The sequence below is a fragment of the Enterococcus sp. AZ191 genome (genome assembly GCF_051713845.1).
Lineage (GTDB): Bacteria > Bacillota > Bacilli > Lactobacillales > Enterococcaceae > Enterococcus_B > Enterococcus_B durans.
The window spans coordinates 75,183-92,253 of the sequence record NZ_JBIOQS010000001.1; the positions used below are offsets into that span (position 1 = coordinate 75,183).

The 17,071-nt window shown below is 36.6% G+C and carries 16 protein-coding genes; 5 read left to right on the forward strand and 11 right to left on the reverse strand.

Features of this window, described 5'->3' with window-relative positions; translation table 11 throughout:
• Positions 1–11: 11 nt before the first annotated feature.
• The 6 genes from IGI47_RS00405 to IGI47_RS00430 all read right to left on the reverse strand — a co-directional run bounded on the left by IGI47_RS00405 (position 12) and on the right by IGI47_RS00430 (position 5,056).
• Positions 12–506: a hypothetical protein gene (locus IGI47_RS00405; protein WP_438783006.1), complete on the reverse strand. Its 495-nt coding sequence runs from the start codon at positions 504–506 to the stop codon at positions 12–14.
• 1,122 nt (positions 507–1,628) lie between these two features.
• Entirely contained in the window at positions 1,629–2,120 is a 492-nt protein-coding gene (locus IGI47_RS00410; protein ID WP_311930715.1) for a GNAT family N-acetyltransferase, read from the reverse strand.
• Positions 2,121–2,135: 15 nt separating this feature from the next.
• Positions 2,136–2,735 carry a TVP38/TMEM64 family protein gene (locus IGI47_RS00415; protein ID WP_311930626.1) on the reverse strand — a complete coding sequence of 200 codons (600 nt, stop codon included), beginning with the start codon at positions 2,733–2,735 and terminating at the stop codon, positions 2,136–2,138.
• Between the two features lie 184 nt (positions 2,736–2,919).
• Positions 2,920–3,549: a uridine kinase gene (udk, locus tag IGI47_RS00420; protein ID WP_005875342.1), complete on the reverse strand. Its 630-nt coding sequence runs from the start codon at positions 3,547–3,549 to the stop codon at positions 2,920–2,922.
• An 83-nt stretch (positions 3,550–3,632) separates the two neighbouring features.
• Positions 3,633–4,328: a YjjG family noncanonical pyrimidine nucleotidase gene (locus IGI47_RS00425; RefSeq protein WP_438783008.1), complete on the reverse strand. Its 696-nt coding sequence runs from the start codon at positions 4,326–4,328 to the stop codon at positions 3,633–3,635.
• Positions 4,329–4,339: 11 nt separating this feature from the next.
• Positions 4,340–5,056 (reverse strand): 16S rRNA pseudouridine(516) synthase, encoded by a 717-nt coding sequence (locus IGI47_RS00430; RefSeq protein ID WP_311930627.1) that lies wholly within the window; start codon positions 5,054–5,056, stop codon positions 4,340–4,342.
• A 329-nt stretch (positions 5,057–5,385) separates the two neighbouring features.
• On the opposite strand from IGI47_RS00430, the gene IGI47_RS00435 reads away from it, so the two are divergent.
• From IGI47_RS00435 to IGI47_RS00445, 3 genes are all read left to right on the forward strand, one after another.
• Positions 5,386–5,994 (forward strand): 50S ribosomal protein L25/general stress protein Ctc, encoded by a 609-nt coding sequence (locus tag IGI47_RS00435; protein WP_311930628.1) that lies wholly within the window; start codon positions 5,386–5,388, stop codon positions 5,992–5,994.
• Between the two features lie 218 nt (positions 5,995–6,212).
• Positions 6,213–6,536: a DUF960 domain-containing protein gene (locus tag IGI47_RS00440; RefSeq protein ID WP_311930629.1), complete on the forward strand. Its 324-nt coding sequence runs from the start codon at positions 6,213–6,215 to the stop codon at positions 6,534–6,536.
• A gap of 255 nt (positions 6,537–6,791) precedes the next feature.
• Positions 6,792–8,177 (forward strand): MATE family efflux transporter, encoded by a 1,386-nt coding sequence (locus IGI47_RS00445; RefSeq protein WP_311930630.1) that lies wholly within the window; start codon positions 6,792–6,794, stop codon positions 8,175–8,177.
• A gap of 107 nt (positions 8,178–8,284) precedes the next feature.
• Here IGI47_RS00445 and IGI47_RS00450 read toward each other — a convergent pair whose 3' ends face one another.
• The gene (locus tag IGI47_RS00450) at positions 8,285–9,598 is read right to left on the reverse strand and encodes a hemolysin family protein (RefSeq protein ID WP_438783009.1); all 1,314 of its coding nucleotides are present in this window, start codon (positions 9,596–9,598) and stop codon (positions 8,285–8,287) included.
• Between the two features lie 288 nt (positions 9,599–9,886).
• Between IGI47_RS00450 and IGI47_RS00455 the strand changes: the two genes are divergently transcribed.
• Positions 9,887–10,099 carry a hypothetical protein gene (locus tag IGI47_RS00455; protein WP_438783010.1) on the forward strand — a complete coding sequence of 71 codons (213 nt, stop codon included), beginning with the start codon at positions 9,887–9,889 and terminating at the stop codon, positions 10,097–10,099.
• A gap of 526 nt (positions 10,100–10,625) precedes the next feature.
• The gene (locus tag IGI47_RS00460) at positions 10,626–10,823 is read left to right on the forward strand and encodes a hypothetical protein (protein WP_438783012.1); all 198 of its coding nucleotides are present in this window, start codon (positions 10,626–10,628) and stop codon (positions 10,821–10,823) included.
• Positions 10,824–11,187: 364 nt separating this feature from the next.
• Here IGI47_RS00460 and IGI47_RS00465 read toward each other — a convergent pair whose 3' ends face one another.
• From IGI47_RS00465 to IGI47_RS00480, 4 genes are all read right to left on the reverse strand, one after another.
• Positions 11,188–13,200 (reverse strand): KUP/HAK/KT family potassium transporter, encoded by a 2,013-nt coding sequence (locus IGI47_RS00465; protein WP_438783015.1) that lies wholly within the window; start codon positions 13,198–13,200, stop codon positions 11,188–11,190.
• A gap of 119 nt (positions 13,201–13,319) precedes the next feature.
• Positions 13,320–13,583: a GlsB/YeaQ/YmgE family stress response membrane protein gene (locus IGI47_RS00470; RefSeq protein ID WP_311930633.1), complete on the reverse strand. Its 264-nt coding sequence runs from the start codon at positions 13,581–13,583 to the stop codon at positions 13,320–13,322.
• Between the two features lie 247 nt (positions 13,584–13,830).
• Complete coding sequence (locus IGI47_RS00475; protein WP_438783016.1) at positions 13,831–15,420, reverse strand: ATP-binding cassette domain-containing protein; 1,590 nt, start codon at positions 15,418–15,420, stop codon at positions 13,831–13,833.
• Between the two features lie 103 nt (positions 15,421–15,523).
• Positions 15,524–16,807: a radical SAM protein gene (locus IGI47_RS00480; RefSeq protein WP_438783017.1), complete on the reverse strand. Its 1,284-nt coding sequence runs from the start codon at positions 16,805–16,807 to the stop codon at positions 15,524–15,526.
• Between the last annotated feature and the right edge of the window lie 264 nt (positions 16,808–17,071).

The following is a 17,071-nucleotide window of genomic DNA, read 5'->3' on the forward strand; positions in this document are numbered from 1 at the left end:
CAGCCTATGAGTTAATCTCTTGCATAACACCAAGCTTGCGCTGACACAGTTACATAGCCTTGAGTTTGAGGGCTTAAGTTAAGCTTTTGTTGTGTCTTCATTTTGTAGGAGGTATTGTTATTAACCGAGCCATATTTTGCAGTTACTGCATTTCGTTGAGCCTTACCAACCACATTCGTCGAAGACATGGAGCTTCCCTTAACCCAAAAATAATTTGTAACTAATTGGGACCCTTGCCCCACATATTCTACTGTCCCAGCAGCCCATTTAGTCCCAGCAGCCGCTCTGAGTAAAAATCCATTAACGGGAACAGGATTATAGTAGTTGTCAATTATTTTAACAACTTCCTCAATGCTTTGTCCTTTATCAAAACTTGTAGGTTGTTCCTCAGAAACGGCATTCGTAGTATCTATTACTACTTCGGAAGCTTGAGTTACTTGTGTTCCAGATATTGCCAAATTTGTAAAAAGCGCACTTACTGCTACAAGTCTAGTCATCTTTTTCATCTTTTCCTTGCTCCTTCCAGTACTCCAAAATTCTAGGCATTTTGGACCAACTCCAAACAAAACAGCCAATTACTGCTAAACCGAGAATTAAATAGATCCAGTCCACAATAAACATCTCCTTTACTCAAGTTTCACAAACATGGTAGAAAATTCATGGAATCTAAGGGGACAAGCTTTAACTTTAATCATTCAATTTTTCAAGTTTCTAAAACATTCTCTATCCTCCTTCTACTGATCAACATTAAAGCTTTTACACTAAGGCAATGAAGCTGATAAAAATTACTGTTATTTGATATTAGATTATCTTATATTATCTCATAAATAATAAACTCCCTCTATTTATTTAAAAAAATAGAGAATAAAAAAAAGCTTTCTATTTTGCAATAAAAAACTTTGAAAACTAATCAATATCCAAAAATAAAGCAACATAACTGTCGAAAAAAAGATCATAATCGTTGTTAAAAAATAAAAAAGGAAATAACTATAATTATAAATTAAAAAATATTCATTATGTTTCATTTTAAATAGAAGAATGTAGGACAAATCTAAATATTAATTTTGCTACAGACTTTAATTCCGAATAAACGGCGATCACTATGCTCTCAGCCATAGAATGTCCTGATACTAAGCTTAGAACTGAGAGGTTGAGCGTGGGACAAAATTAGGAAACACTTTTGTCTCATTCTTTAAAAACGAATAAACGGTGGGAACAGAAGCAACTCCTTCGGAAATAAGCCGAAATTCACAAAAATTTGAAAAGCAATTTTCGTGAATTTCTTCTTATTTCTCGGAGTTAAACACTTCTGTCCCAACCTCACGTTCGTATATTCTTTTTGATACATAAAAATAAAAGCCGATCACTCAGATAAGTATGAATGAAACAGTAACGTCTCAAAATTCGCACTTATCTTTGTTGAGTTGATCGGCTTTTACTTACTGGTGCTTAAAAACAGCTGTTTTTAAGCAGACAAGCCCTTCTCCACAAAAGTCTTGTCCGACACCCTTGCATTCCGGCAAGTGATAATTAACTTATCGTGTGCCTCCAAAATCAATCAGGCGCATCTGTAAACCAGAGGCCTTCTCGACCCGTCGCATGAAGCTACTTTAACACACCCCCACCATTTATGCGAGTGTTTTTTTCATTTTGTAATCCACCATTTGAAATCCTCGGCCAATATCGGAAATCAATTCTTCTTCGATTTCAAATCCTTGGTGTTGATAAACTGCAATAGCTTGGGTATTTTCTTGATTTACACGTAAAAAGATTTCATTCATCCCTTGTTCGGTTGCTAATTCTTCATACCAACAAAAAATTGCAGATGTCAGTCCTTTTCCTCGTACTTTGCTTAGCAGGTACAATTTGCTCAAGTAGATTTTCCCATCAATCACTTCATATGCTGTATAGCCAACTGTTTCGCCTTCATCTTTCAACAAGTAATAATTGACAGTAGTAGCTAATTCCTTTTCGATCTGTGCTTTTGATTGATAGGTCGCTAACATGTAGTCCACCTGTTCTTGTCCAATGATTGGAATGAATGCTTCCGGCCAGACTTCTTGGATAACTGCGACTAGTTCTTCCAGTTCATTTTGCGTAACTTTGACTTTTTCTAACATCATTTTCTTCCCTTCTTATAAGCTGCCTTGCGCTTTGTGAAATAAAAACAGCATGATCATACTATAGATCCCAACAGACCATGGCTTCAAAAGAATAACGATCTGCATGTATTCTCTGAAAGTCAATTTTGTCAAGCCTGCGACAAGACAGATAAGATCGTCAGGTGCAAAAGGTAATAACAGCGTGACAATTAATACTTTTTTGATATCTTTTGTTCTTCGTGTCAATAATTGATCAAATTTCTGGTATTTTTTTGGTGAAAGGATAAGTTGAACAAAACTTACGCCATAATAGCGAACAAGCAAAAAACCAATTGCCTCCCCGATCACTAAACCGATACAGCTATAAAGCAGACCAAATCCGTTGCCAAACATCAACATTCCTGCTACAGAAGAAATACCGCCTGGCAAAATGGGGATAATGACTTGGATAACTTGGAAGAAGATAAACATGATTACCGCGAATTGGCCAAATTGTTGAAAAAATTTCTGTAAAGAATCCGTTGACTGAAAAATACCATGTCGGTATCCGTACAGAACCAATACTAGAAAAAACACGAAGCCGATAATCGGGATAACCTGTATGTACTTGTGTATACTTGATTTCTTTACCATAAATAGTCTCTCCACCATCTTAAGTATAATCCTACTTTTTTCTAAATAAAAAAACAGTTGACTGGTAAAGAATTTAAGAGAGTCATCTATCACTCTATCCTAAATCCAATCAGCAACCCATCAGAACTATTTCTGACAGATTCACCGCTCCAGTACATACAACTGTTCTTGTCCTCGCTACAACTTATTTATGATCTAAAAAACTAGCAACTTTAGTCGTAATCAAATCGATAGCAACGTGATTTTCGCCGCCTTCAGGCACGATGATATCTGCGTAACGTTTGGTCGGTTCGATAAATTGATGATACATCGGTTTGACCACTGTCAAATATTGTTCGATGACCGAATCCAATGTTCTGCCACGTTCTTCCATATCTCGTTTGATTCGGCGGATAATGCGAATATCATCGTCTGTATCAACATAGACTTTAATGTCCATCAACTCGCGCAAGCGTTCGTCTTCTAGAATTAAGATGCCTTCTAAAATAATTACTTCTTTCGGTTCTTGAATGATCGTTGCTTGGCTTCTTGTGTGTGCAACATAATCATAGACTGGTTTTTCAATGGCTTTATAGTTCAGTAGTTCTTCTACATGCTGAATCAGCAGATCATTATCAAAGGCAAAGGGATGATCGTAATTCGTATTCAATCGTTCTTCAAAGCTTAAATTGCTTTGATCTTTATAATAAGAATCTTGTTCAAGCATCATGATGGAATGGTCTGGAAAATTATTGAAGATTGCGCGACTAACACTTGTTTTTCCGCTTCCTGATCCACCCGTCACACCAATGATAATTGGCTTGCTTTTTGTCATTGACTAAAACCTCTTTCATATCCGTTTTTTCATTCTAATCTATTATAGCGAAAAAACACGAAAATGCTATATTTTTCTGAAAATTAATGTACGTCTATTTCCAAAAGAGGATAAAGCTCAGCTAGTGAATCTACTCGATAAGTAGGTTTGATTTCAGGAATCTCAGGCAATTTATTTTTGTTGAACCAAATCGTATCGATCCCAGCAGCATTTCCACCTTTAATATCAGAAGTGAGCGAGTCACCGATAATCACTGTTTTTTCTTTTTCGAAATTTGGGATATGAGAGAATACATGGTCAAAGAAAGCCTTCATCGGTTTTTGTGCGCCGACATCTTCAGAAACAAAGATCTGTTTGAAATATCCTAGCATCTTCGCATCAGTCAAACGTTGGTATTGTGTCTTCGATACACCATTGGTCACGATATAGAGGTCTGCTTGATTTTCTAGTGCTTGAAGCAGTTCATGACTACCCTCGATCAAATCATGTCCTTGATTCAAATAGTGACGGTAGCGCTTTTCCATTGCTGCGCTATCAACGGTCTTCCCAAATTGTTGGAATAATAGTCCAAAACGATTGCCTGTAACTTCTTCTCTTGTCTTATTTCCTTTTTCAAATTCACGCCACAAATGATGATTCAATGCTTTGTAACTTGTTCTCACTTCAGGAGTCAGTTCGATTCCTTGTTCTGCAAACAATTCGTTCAAAGCCTTTGCTTCGGTTAATTGAAAGTCAAGCAATGTATCATCTACATCAAATAATATTGTTTGATAGTTCATTTTATCTTCTCCTATTTAAAATACATTTTTAGTTGCTTTAATTCAGTGAGCGTCAACGACCGATAGGCGCCCACTGGTAATTTTTCATCTAATTCTAGCGGACCCATCTTCATTCTTCTTAGTTCTACTACTTTTTTCCCGCGAGCTAGAAACATCTTCTTAACTTGGTGGAACTTTCCTTCTTGAATCGTGACAGTCGCTGTACTGTTTTTTTTGGTTGCTTCTGTGATCGTCAGTTCTGCAGGCAAACAGCGATACCCGCTATCGAATACGATTCCTTCTTTAAAAGCCCGACTATCCTCAGGCGTCAATTCTGCATTGACTGCTACTTGGTAAGTTTTTAATACCTTCTTATTAGGAAGTAGCATCTCATAGCCTAGCTGCCCATTCGATGTCAGTAAGAGCAGCCCCGTCGTATCACGATCCAAGCGTCCTACGGGATACAAAGCCTGGGCCCGGTCTGCTGACGCAATCAAATCCACTACAGTCATCTTTTCTTCATCTTTTACAGCAGTAACCGCCCCATTCGGCTTATTCAAGAGAAAGTAGGCTTCATTTGTAGTTAATCGCTTACCAGAAACTTCGATCTCGTGGAGCAAACTATCGACATTACGGTTTTGACTAAACTCGATTTGTCCATCTATTCGAACTTGCTTAGAAGCAAATAATCGTTTCATTTCTTTCCGTGTTGTTTGTAGCTGATCTTCAATCAATTTATCTAAACGCATAGGTGTTTCCTTTCTTATCCTACCAAGCATTATAACCTGAATATTTCTTCATGCAAATAATAAAACCAGCGTTATTCCTTGACTTAATCAAAAATTAGCGCTACGGTTAAGTAGTAAAGTGAATTGGATTTCTCATACACAGCGTAATGACCTGGTGGAGAAAAGTTGAATCCTGACTTTCTAAGGTAGATGCGCGCATCTACCCTTTTGCGCTTTTTTAAGCGCCCCTACCCAATAATGTGCAAGAGAATAGCCGCGGAAAAGTTCACTTAAATAAAATCTGCCCGTTACCAAAGCAGGCAGTCACATTTTAAGGAGGAATTTTGGTTATGTCAGTATCATTAAAAGTAAGTAAAAGAGAAGTACGTCCCCGTTCGTTAAGAAACAAATTACGTCATGAAGGTAAAGTTCCAGCTATCGTTTATGGCTACAATGTTGAAAGCACACCAATCTCGTTTGATGGTCAAACATTTAGCAAATTATTACGTGAAAATGGCGCAAATGCCGTAGTGACAATGGACATCGACGGAAACAAAGTCAACACATTGGTTCATAAAGTCCAAACAAATACCTTTACCAACCATTTTGAACATGTCGAATTTTTATCTGTTAACATGTCGGAAGAAACAGAAGTTGAAACAGAAATTGTTCTAATTGGTGAAGCTGCAGGTGCTAAATCTGGCGGTGTATTAGCACAAAACCTATACACAGTTCTTGTATCTGCTACACCAGATAACTTGCCAGAACGTATCGAAGTAGATGTAACAAACTTAGACTTAGGTGATTCGATCACTGTGGCAGATCTACCAGAAAACAACGAATATAAAGTTGTAACGGATAGTGAAGAACAAATCGCTGCTGTCGTAGCTCCAGCAGAAGAAACTGAAACAACTGATGTAGCAAGCGAACCAGAAGTAATTGGTTCACCTGAAGAATAACAGAAAAATTGTTAATGCCAAAAGCGTTGGAAACTGCGCTTTTGGCATATTTTTTTCTCTCTTTAAAAAAACTTATATTTTGAAAAAAAGTATGCGATTATTGTTGCATTTTTTAAAAATCTTTATTAGAATGAACCATCGTTACAGTAAGTATCATTCGTTTATCCTAAACGAAAAAGTGTACATGTCTATTCGATAAAACAAAGGAGGTTAAACAGATGTTTGAAAGTTTTGACAGCAGTCGCAACCGGTATGCCTCTGTAGGTGTTGTATCGAGTTTGCCAGATGAATTGATTGATAGTATCTGGTTTATTATTGACCTAGACCTTAAGGGAGTCATCTCATTAGATAATATTTTAGCCTTTGATTTAATAGAGAAAAATGGAAAAGTAACCATCCATTTTTCACAAGCAGGCAGTGAGGTAGAAATGGACATTGATTTACCATTTCGATATTCTTCACAATTTCCAAGCCAAGTCTATGCTTATGATGATGGCACAAGAGAAACGATTCTTTTACCAAGTGAGATTAAACAGTATTGAAGTTGACACATAACAATGTCGCTTTTTGATCCATACATTCAGGCCAAGCAGTTGATCTTTTGAATTTATTCGTTGAATTCATTCAGTGGTTCACTTCTTGGCTTGTTTCATGGTGTGGTTTATTGAAAATGAATTATGAAAATTCCAAGAAAATAGAGAAAGCACTCCGTTTTTTCATTAATTTCTAATTGGTATTCTTAGGATAAACACTATATACTACTAACTAAATTTTAAAGACAATAAGGAGTTTAAAAGATGCGCGATTTAACAAAAGGAAGTCCGGCTAAACTAATTTTAATGTTCACTGTTCCTTTGCTCATTGGTAATGTCTTTCAACAGTTCTACAATATGGTCGATATGATCATCGTTGGACAGACATTAGGAAAAAACGCGTTGGCCGCTGTTGGCGCTACTGGAAGTTTGACCTTTTTGATTATTGGGTTTGCCCAAGGGTTAACAGCTGGACTAGCGATCATCACCGCCCAACGATATGGTGCAAAAGATTACCGCGGCCTTAAGAAAAGCTTTGCTGCAAGTGTTGTAATAAGTTTGATTGTCACTATTGTTTTAACTGCCCTTAGCCTAGTATTCATTCATCCGATGCTTCAATTGATGCAAACTCCACCTGAAATCATTGATCAAGCACAAACATTTATCTCGATCATTTTACTAGGGATTTTTGCATCTATGAGTTTTAATCTGCTTTCAAACGTTATTCGTGCGCTCGGTGACAGCAGAACGCCTTTGTTCTTTTTGATTATCGCAGTTATCATCAATGTCGTGCTTGATTTGATTTTCATCATCTTCTTTGGCATGGGGGTAGAAGGAGCAGCCATTGCTACAGTGATTGCCCAAGTTAGCTCAAGTGTATTGTGTCTCGTGTATATCAAAAAGAAGATTCCATTGCTGCAACTACGTAAAAAAGATTTTTCATTTGATAAAGAAGAAATCCGTGTCCATCTAAATGCTGCTTTGCCAATGGCTTTTCAATCATCGATTATTGCCATCGGAGCGATCGTTCTTCAAGCAGCTTTAAATAGTCTAGGTACAGACGTCGTTGCTGCTCAAGCCGCAGCTAGCCGAATCGATCAATTTGCCAATCAACCAATGATGTCATTTGGGATCGCTATGGCGACTTTCAGTGCTCAAAACTACGGAGCAAAAGAATATGGTCGTATCCTAAAAGGTGTCAAACAAACACTAATGATGAGTATTGGCTTTAGTCTTGTTGCTGGAGCAACAGTGATTTTCTTTGGTCATTCATTGATGAAACTATTTGTTTCATCCTCTGAAACCAGAGTATTTGAATTAGCACAGACTTATTTCAACATCAACGGTTCTTTGTATTGGATCTTAGCGATCTTGTTCATCTTGCGCTACACTTTACAAGGACTTGGACAAAGCAAAATACCGACCATCGCAGGGATGATGGAATTGCTGATGCGTTCATTTGCAGCAATTATTTTGACAGGTATGTTGGGATACGCCGGTGCCGCAGCTGCTTCTCCACTTGCATGGGCTGGTTCTGTTGCTGTCCTACTGTACTCTTACCTTCGTTCAATGAAACAACTAAAACAATTGGACAACGAACAACATTTCTCATTGGATAATGCGCAAGTCCGTTATGAAAGTGTCCACTAATCCAAGATTGAAAAGAGTTCGGCACAGAAGCGTCTGACTCCGAAAAATAAGCTTAAGAAATAGAGGGTAGAATCAGCAATGGCTGATTCTACCCTCTATTTCTTGTTCTATTGCTCTTTTTTATCTTCTTTAACTGGTTTTTTTATGACTTTGAAATAGTCGATATGTGCATGGTTGTATTCTAAAACAGTGAATTGAAAACTTTCAAGTAAGATCACCTTACCTGCTTCGATATTTTTTTCGTAGTGAGACATGAAACCCGCTAATGTGATAAAGGGCGAGTCAACAAATGCTGGGATCGAAACATCAAAGTAACGTTCGAAATCATCTAATGTCAGTTTTCCTGAAACGATGTAACTGCCATCTGCTTGTTTTGCCACAAGAGCTTCATCCAAATCCGTTTCGTCACGAATTTCTCCGACGATTTCTTCTAAAATATCTTCGATCGTCACTAACCCGCTTGTTCCACCATATTCATCTTTTAAAATCGCAATATGTTTGCCTTTTTTACGCATGATCGTCAATAATTTTTTGATCGGGATCGTTTCAGTCGTCACAATTGGTTCTTCAATCAACTGTTCTACTGGCAACTGATCATCTTTATACGATTGTTTGATTAAATCTGGCAACGTCACATACCCGATAATATTATCCTTTGATTCTAAAATGACAGGGTATCTCGTATGTCCTCGTTTGATTGACTCTTGGATCGCTTGTTTCACTGTATCACTTGCTTCAAACACTTGCATCGATGTTCGATCCACTTGGATATCTCTTGCAAGCGTGTCGTCAAATTCAAAGACATTTTCTAAGTAATGGTATTCTTCCTTCGTTAATTCACCTTTTTCATAAGAATTCAATGCAACTAAAGTTAGTTCTTCTTGTGACAAGGTTTCTTCCCCTTCAGATACCAATTTCACCCCTAATAATTTCCCAAGACCTGCCGCTGAGTGGTTGAGTACCCAAATAAAAGGAAACATTAGTTTATAAAAGTAATGTAGTGGTCTTACCACAAATAAAACGACCTGTTCTGTATTGACGATACTATAACTTTTTGGCAAAAGTTCACCGATCACAACATCGATATAGGTAACGATAATAAACCCTAAAGCAACAGAGATCGTACCACTTAATGTGGAACTAAAAGGCAACTTGCCAAGCCATGGTTCTAACAAAGCAGCTACAGAGCCTTCTCCAACCCACCCAATAATCAATCCTGTTAACGTGATCCCTAATTGACTTGCAGATAAATAGTTATCTAAGTGATGTGTGACATGAAGTGCTAGTTTCGCATTTCTTACGTTTTCCTTTTCTAGTTGCTCTAAACGTGAACGCCGTATCTTTACTAATGCAAATTCACTTGCTACAAAAAATGAAGTAATTGCAATCATCAAAAATAAGATGACAAAATTAAGTACCATAAATTCCCACCTCTCTTTTCCATCTCCATTGTACCTCTTTTCTAAAAATTTTTGATAAAAATAGAATAGACTTTCTCTACCTTCTGTATAAAGTGAGTATTTCATCAAGTAATTTCTTAGCGGTATCCGAAAAATTCTTACCTTAGAAAAAAGCAATTCCTTCTACCCAAAATAATCCCCTACAATAAAACAGAAAAAAAAACGATGAAAAGGAGAATCCATTATGTCTAATAAACAAGTAGACAAAAAAAGATTATTCTAGAACATAGCGTTAAAGCCTGGAGTTCCATGTGTAAAACCTACGGATCAAATGATACCTTAACATTTTTAGCTAAATTCAACTATAGTCTTGAGAGCCTTGCATTTATTATCAATAACCTTGATTTGCCAAATTCACTAGACCGTACAAAAATAGTCAAAGAATTATTTAAGCTTGATAAGACCCATGTATTCAACGACTTCAAATCCAATCAGAAACTCCTAAATACGATCAATACTTGAAATGCTATGTTTAACATCCACGGTCCAAATGAAACATTGGCTCTTTTATCTCTACGTAATTATAGCGCTAAGACCATACAATTCCTGATAGCGAACCTTGGGTTGCCACCATCAATAGATCCTGTAATCGCAGCAGAAAATATCATTAAAAACAAGGACAGGGGAATGGCCACAGATCTCATAGGTAATCAAAATTTACTGACCACCATTAAATACTTGGATAAAATGCTGGATGTACACGGACCTAAAGAGACGTTAAACTTTCTTGCTTCTTGCAACTACAGCAAAGGAAGCATCAAATTTCTTACCGCTAACATCCACTTACCGAAATCACTGAATCGAGCAGTCGAAGCAGAAAAGCTCATAAAAAAAAATACCAATAAAAACAAACACAGATTTTCTATCCAATCAAAATCTGCTCTATACTGTTACCTATTTAAATAAAATGTTAGACGTATATGGACCAAAGGAAACGTTGGCTTTTCTAGCCACTTGCAACTATAACCATCAGAGCATCAAGTTAATCGTGGCAAATCTTCCTTTCCCCGAAACAATGGAACGAGCAACTGGAGCAAAAAGAATAATCGAAAGTACAAATAAGAATGTTATTTCGAAGTTCAAAAAAGACCTTCCGGATCTAGCAGAAAAAAAGCTATACTTACATACATTAACGAACCTTATCTATAGTTTTGATTTACCTGAAAATGATGTGAAAACATTATAAAAAGAGGCCATTGTAAAAACACAAGAAGAAATTGGACGAGATGTGCAGGCTGATCTAAATAAAAAAACACTAAATGACAAAATGGAACAACTTCAAATCAGTGTACCAAACTACATAAAACAAATTCAACAAGAACCAAATGATATCGAAAACTATCTTGATACAATGTACCTCAGACAAGTAAAAGAAAAAGCTAATATTCGTACACTACTTTCGAACAGTTCATCTGTTGTAACAAGTAAAACCAAAGATACATCCCACCACAGATAAAAGACAATAAAACTAAGACAAAAGAACTACCTGAATGAGAGGGCTCTACATACTCCTCTCATTCAGGTAGTTCATTCATTTTTTATCCCCATTTTTATGGAGACTTTTCAGTTATCTTTTTTCGTTCTTTTAACCATGTTTTTCTGGTCAAACCAATCAACAATGGAACTGTTTCATGTTTGACCTCACTGTATTCCAGTCCAAACCATGTTTCTGGGGTCGTTGCGTATTTTTTGATTGCAAGTTTTGCCTGCATGATTTGACGATCCCATTTATTCAACGTTGTGACATTTGAAACAACTTCATCAATCAAGATAAACTGAAAATCACCGACTTCTCTACCTGGCGTCAAAGAGTAAGTTTGTGGTTGTTTAGGAAGACGTCCTTGTTTCATTAAATCATGGATGATCTGACGAACATACACATTGATTTCTTGTTGGACTCTAAAACCTAAGAATAAGTTGACTTGTACAATAAAATCCGTATCCATCATATCGATTTGATATTCTTTTGTATACGGTTCATCAGTTACTTCCACATGGACAAACCAATAGACACGTGCTCGTTTTGGTCGTTTATCAAGGATCGAATAAACGAATTGCCTGCCCACTTTTCCTTCAGCCATATCAGGTACCAATAACACGATATTTGTCTGGTAGAGTGGTAACGATCTATCATCACGCAATTTAGCTAGTTGTGGAATGTATTCTTTCAACGCAACATCTTCCGCTACAGATTCACGAATGATATTCCCACGCTCCCAAATAAACATGACCGCTAAGATTACTAATGCGATCAAGACTGCAACAAAGCCGCCATGGAAGAATTTTACGATACTTGAGATGAAAAAGACGATCTCGATTACACCAAAAAAGAAAGTCACAATATGCGCAAACCATTTAGAATAACCATTTTGGATCAAATAGAAATAGAGCAATGCTGTAGTCATCAGCATCGTAACCGTGATCGACAGACCATACGCTGCTTCCATATGATGGGAAGTCCTAAAGGTTACAACAACTAGTGAACAGGCAAACCATAAAATCAAGTTGACTGCTGGAATGTACATTTGCCCAATGCTGCTACCTGGATACATGATTTTCAATCGTGGCAATAGTTTCAATTTAATCGCTTCAGAAACTAACGTAAATGAGCCTGTGATCAGGGCTTGTGAAGCAATAACTGCGGCAATAGTCGCGAACGCTACCCCAATGATCAACCAGCCATTCGGCAGCATTTGGAAAAATGGATTCAGATTCTTGATCTGCTGCATCTCTGGATTTTGGTACACAGTCAGCAACCAAGCTGCTTGTCCAAAATAATTCAATACCAGACATATTTTGACATATGGCCAACTTAAGCGAATATTCAATTTTCCTACGTGTCCTAGATCTGAATATAGCGCTTCTGCCCCTGTTGTTGCTAGAAAGATATTCCCTAAGATAAATAATCCTAGTTTGTTATCCGGACTTAACAGCAATTGGACTGCATAATAAGGATTCAATGCGCGGATCACTGTCCAATCTTGACTGAAATTCACCAATCCCATCACACCTAAAAAAGTAAACCATAAAAACATGATTGGTCCAAACGCCTTACCGACAACTTCTGTCCCAAAACGTTGAACCATAAACAACACTAAGATAATCACTAAAGTAATAATAACAATAATATTTTGATCATTCCCAAAACGATCAAAAAATTGTGGAATCCCTCTTAATCCCTCGATTGCCGTTGTGACAGTTACCGCAGGCGTCAACACACCATCTGCTAGTAAAGCCGCACCACCGATCATCGCAGGAATAATCAGATACTTGCCACCTTTTCTTACCAAAGTATATAAAGAAAAGATTCCTCCTTCACCGTGGTTATCTGCGTTCAATGCAATCACCACGTATTTGACTGTAGTAAGCAACGTCAGTGTCCAGAAAATTAATGATACAGAACCAATCACAAAATCCGGATTGATTCCGCGTAGTCCGCCGTTGTCTTCGACGATGGCTTTCATTACATACAATGGACTGGTACCGATATCTCCATATACAACGCCCATTGCCACTAAAAGACCGGCCATTGAAATCTTCTTAGTATTATGTTTTGTTGTCAACTTTCTTCCTCATTTCCTCTAACATTCACTCCTGAAAGTCTGCCTTTGTTCAGATTTTTTCTAAGTGTCTCCTCATTATCTTAGGAAGATTCTAATGTGTCAATCATTTCAGCTATTTTTTATTTCCAATAATGTCGGCGAATATAATCGGTTAAAAACGTATAAACACCTAGACAAAAAAGTGCCCCCAACAAGGAAGGAACAAGATAGAAGTCGCTGATAGAAGGACCCAACTCTCCAAGAATGGATTCACCAAGCCAACTACCCAAGAATCCGATCAATACCATGCCTGTTGCACCTCCTGGTACTTCTTCATTTAATATCAAGCTAGCAATAAGTCCTAATATGCCTCCAACAATCAATGTCAGTAAAAAGTGCAGCATCTCTGTCCCTCCTTTTTCTAAAAACAGATTATATACCTATTTTACGCTGATTTAGCAAATCGACCAAGGATTAAGCGGTTCGATTTTTATCTGGTATCCATAGAGATTATTCCCAATTTTGTAGAGAGAATCAATTAGCTAATCATGAGAAACAAAAAAGCATCATGATGAAACACCATGAGCTAAATATTTCTTCCTTTTTACTATGTTATTTTCATAAAAGAATGAGATTACCCAAAAAATAAATCTATATCTCTCTGCTCAACTTACCAGATTCCAGTACCAACCGTTGACTATAGTGATTCAATAAATTCTGCGGAATGTGATGATCTACCTCGATGATCGTGCGCCCTAACGAGAATAGATTCTCGTGTATTTCTGCTGAAGTTTGTTCGTCTAAAGAAGCGGTTCCTTCATCAACGATTAGAATCGGTCGATCAAAAACCAGTGATCTAGCGATTTCGATTCGTTTCATCTCTCCTCCTGAAAGATTTGAATCAGGGTCAAGAAGTTGATTGCCCGTTAAACCAAATCTGGCAACAAGTTCTGTCAGATTCGCCTTTTCACATGCCTCTTCGATTATTTTTAAGTCGACCATTTTTCCTAGCGTCAAGTTATAAAGCAATGTATTTTTAAAAATGATAGGTTTCTGATGAATGATACCAAATAGATGGTTCACATCAGATGTTGATACAAAAGTCCCATTCATCGTCAAACGACCGGCATCTGGTATGATCCGCCCTTCAATGATTTTTAGTAATGTTGATTTACCTGCGCCAGATTTTCCTTGAATCAAAATTCTTTCTCCATTATTTATCTGTAAATCAACAGCGGACAAAATTTCTTTGCCATTATACTGAAATTGAACGCCTTCCAATTTCAGTGATTCAAACTGATTGCTTTTCGGTGACAAATCAATAACTGGTGACAGCTTAGTGCTCGTTGTATCTTTTATCTCGGTTTCGATAGCTGACACACTATCAATCGAATTTTTGATATTCATTAAGCTGATGATCGAATTGATGATGCCATTGTTCACGTTAAGAACAGCCATAAAAGCTGCTAACGTAATCATCTGAGCATTCACAAAAACAATCCCAAAGCCGATCGGAATGAAAAAAGCAATATAGCCAATCAATTCAATCATTACTCCAGCCAAAGATAACGTCGTTTTCATACTTTTGTTTTTTGTTTCGATTTTATCAATTTCCCCTTGGAGCACTTTTTCATTTTCGCCAATCGCTCCATACTGATAAAAAGCAGGTAGGCCTTTTAGAAATTCGGTCATCGCTAAATAAAATTTTTTCGCCTGCTTCGTCCATGCTTGAGTCGCATTTTTTACTTTATCTTTCGTAAAATGTTGTACAATTATCGGCAAAAAAGAAAATGCAACAAAAATCACAGCTAATAAAGCACTATTGTACACAGCAAAAAGAATGGAAAAGACAGCTGTCGTCCCTAATCTGACAACGTCAAACCGAAGCATCAAGTTTTTTTCTTCATACTGTTTACAGTCATTCTGGATAAAGGAAATCGTTTTTTCAACTCTACCAGGAGTAATTTCTGTCTCGTGCTTTATTTGATTCTCATATTCTTGCATCAGTACCGAATGCTTGATATCCGCGTTTACTTCTTTGACATATTGATTGACAAACCATGTTCTAGCCGCCTTTATTCCAGCAAATAAAACAAAGAAAGCTAAGACCAAACCAATAAATTGAACAATTGTTTGATAAGAATGTCCTGAAACCAAGACAAAAACTCTTGAGAACGCCCATGAAGTAAAAACTGGTTCAAGCGCCATTAAGCTACTAAAGAGATATCCCATTTTTTTCATTTCTTCTACCCCCTATTTCCATAGTACTATTTGTACATCAACAAACTTAGCTTTTTAACAATTTATTTGAACAATAATTTTTGCATTGTATTCATTCACGTTATTAGCTAGGTATTCTGATATTATAATCAATATGCCCTTGTAACATTAAAAGATTAAGAAGTTGCTTCTCGTTTCCTTTATATGTATGGCAGTGATTACAAGTTTGATTTTTTAATGGGCATTCATTATTCCAACACAGAGGCAAAAAATTACATTCGGCACAGTCTTTTCTCAATTTAGGATTTATCCAAGGTGCAATACGATTTTCTTTCAATATAAATGTTCCATCTGGAGTTATCCTTCCAATACTGAAATCATTATTGTCAATTGCAACCGTACATTTGTGCAAGACACCAGTCACGGTAATGACATAAGTATTAGAAGCCGTCGCATAACACGTACTTTGAGGTTGAATCTTCCTTAAAATTGGATATGCATTTCCTCCTTTCTTTATAAATTTTCTCACAATTTCTAATAATTCTTTGGTTTCTACTTCAGGCTCTTCATTTCCAGTTAAATCTTTTACCTGATGAAAATCTAAATAAATATTTTTTTCTTTGCCAAATTTTTCAATAAAAAAATCCATAAAAGCTTCAATACCTAACATAGATTTCCGACTTAGATTTGTCCGAATGATGATTGTTTCATTGTCCATTTCAGGAACAATTTTTTCAATATTACTAATTATTCTATCAAACGTCCCTTTCCCATTTTTTAATACACGTTGTTGATTATGAATATCTTTCAATCCATCAAGAGTAATTTGATAATAAGAAACCCGACATTTTTTCAGACGTTGAAAAATTTTTTCAGTCAGCAAATAACCGTTGGTTGTAATGGAAGAGCCATATGTAATCCCTTCATTATCACAAAGTGGAATTATTGATGCACTAATCTCTTCAATTGCTTTTATTCCAAGTATAGGTTCTCCTCCGAACCAAGATAGGTTGACATGAGTAATAGTCTCCTCTTCAATCCTACGTTGAATATGCTTAATAACCGCAGAGGTCATGATTGGATTCATCTCTTGATGCTTGAAATCTTCATAACAGTAAGTACATCTAAAATTACAATCTTGATGCACGAGAATTATTAAATTAATTACAGAAGGCGAATTTTTAAAGCTAATTCTTTGATTTAAAGATTTTTGAAATTGATCTTCACTATCATTCCAAAAATCCAAAACCGATAAAGACTGATAAACGGCAGCATCTTCCATCAATCTTTCCAAAGAAGGATAATCCGTTTTTTTATAGGTCAAAGACCGTCCAGTCCTTGCGTTAAACACAATCATTGTTCCTGGAAAATCAAAGGACTCTTCCTGGAGTAAAAAGCTTCTATGCATAATCTTTCCTCCTAATAGTCAACCCAAGGCATATCTAGTAAGATATGCCTTGGGTTTTATATTCTTATTAGCATGTTGCATTGATTTGAACGATATTAAAGCATGCGCCCAGTGCTTCACGTTCTTTTTCCAAACTTGAATTCACTTCTAAAATTGCTTTCTTTTCCATGATGCCCTCCGTTTCTGATGAGTGGACCAACTTAACGAATCATTGTCTTAATCATGTTTTTAAAGTCATACATTTCGACATACTTCATTTACTTT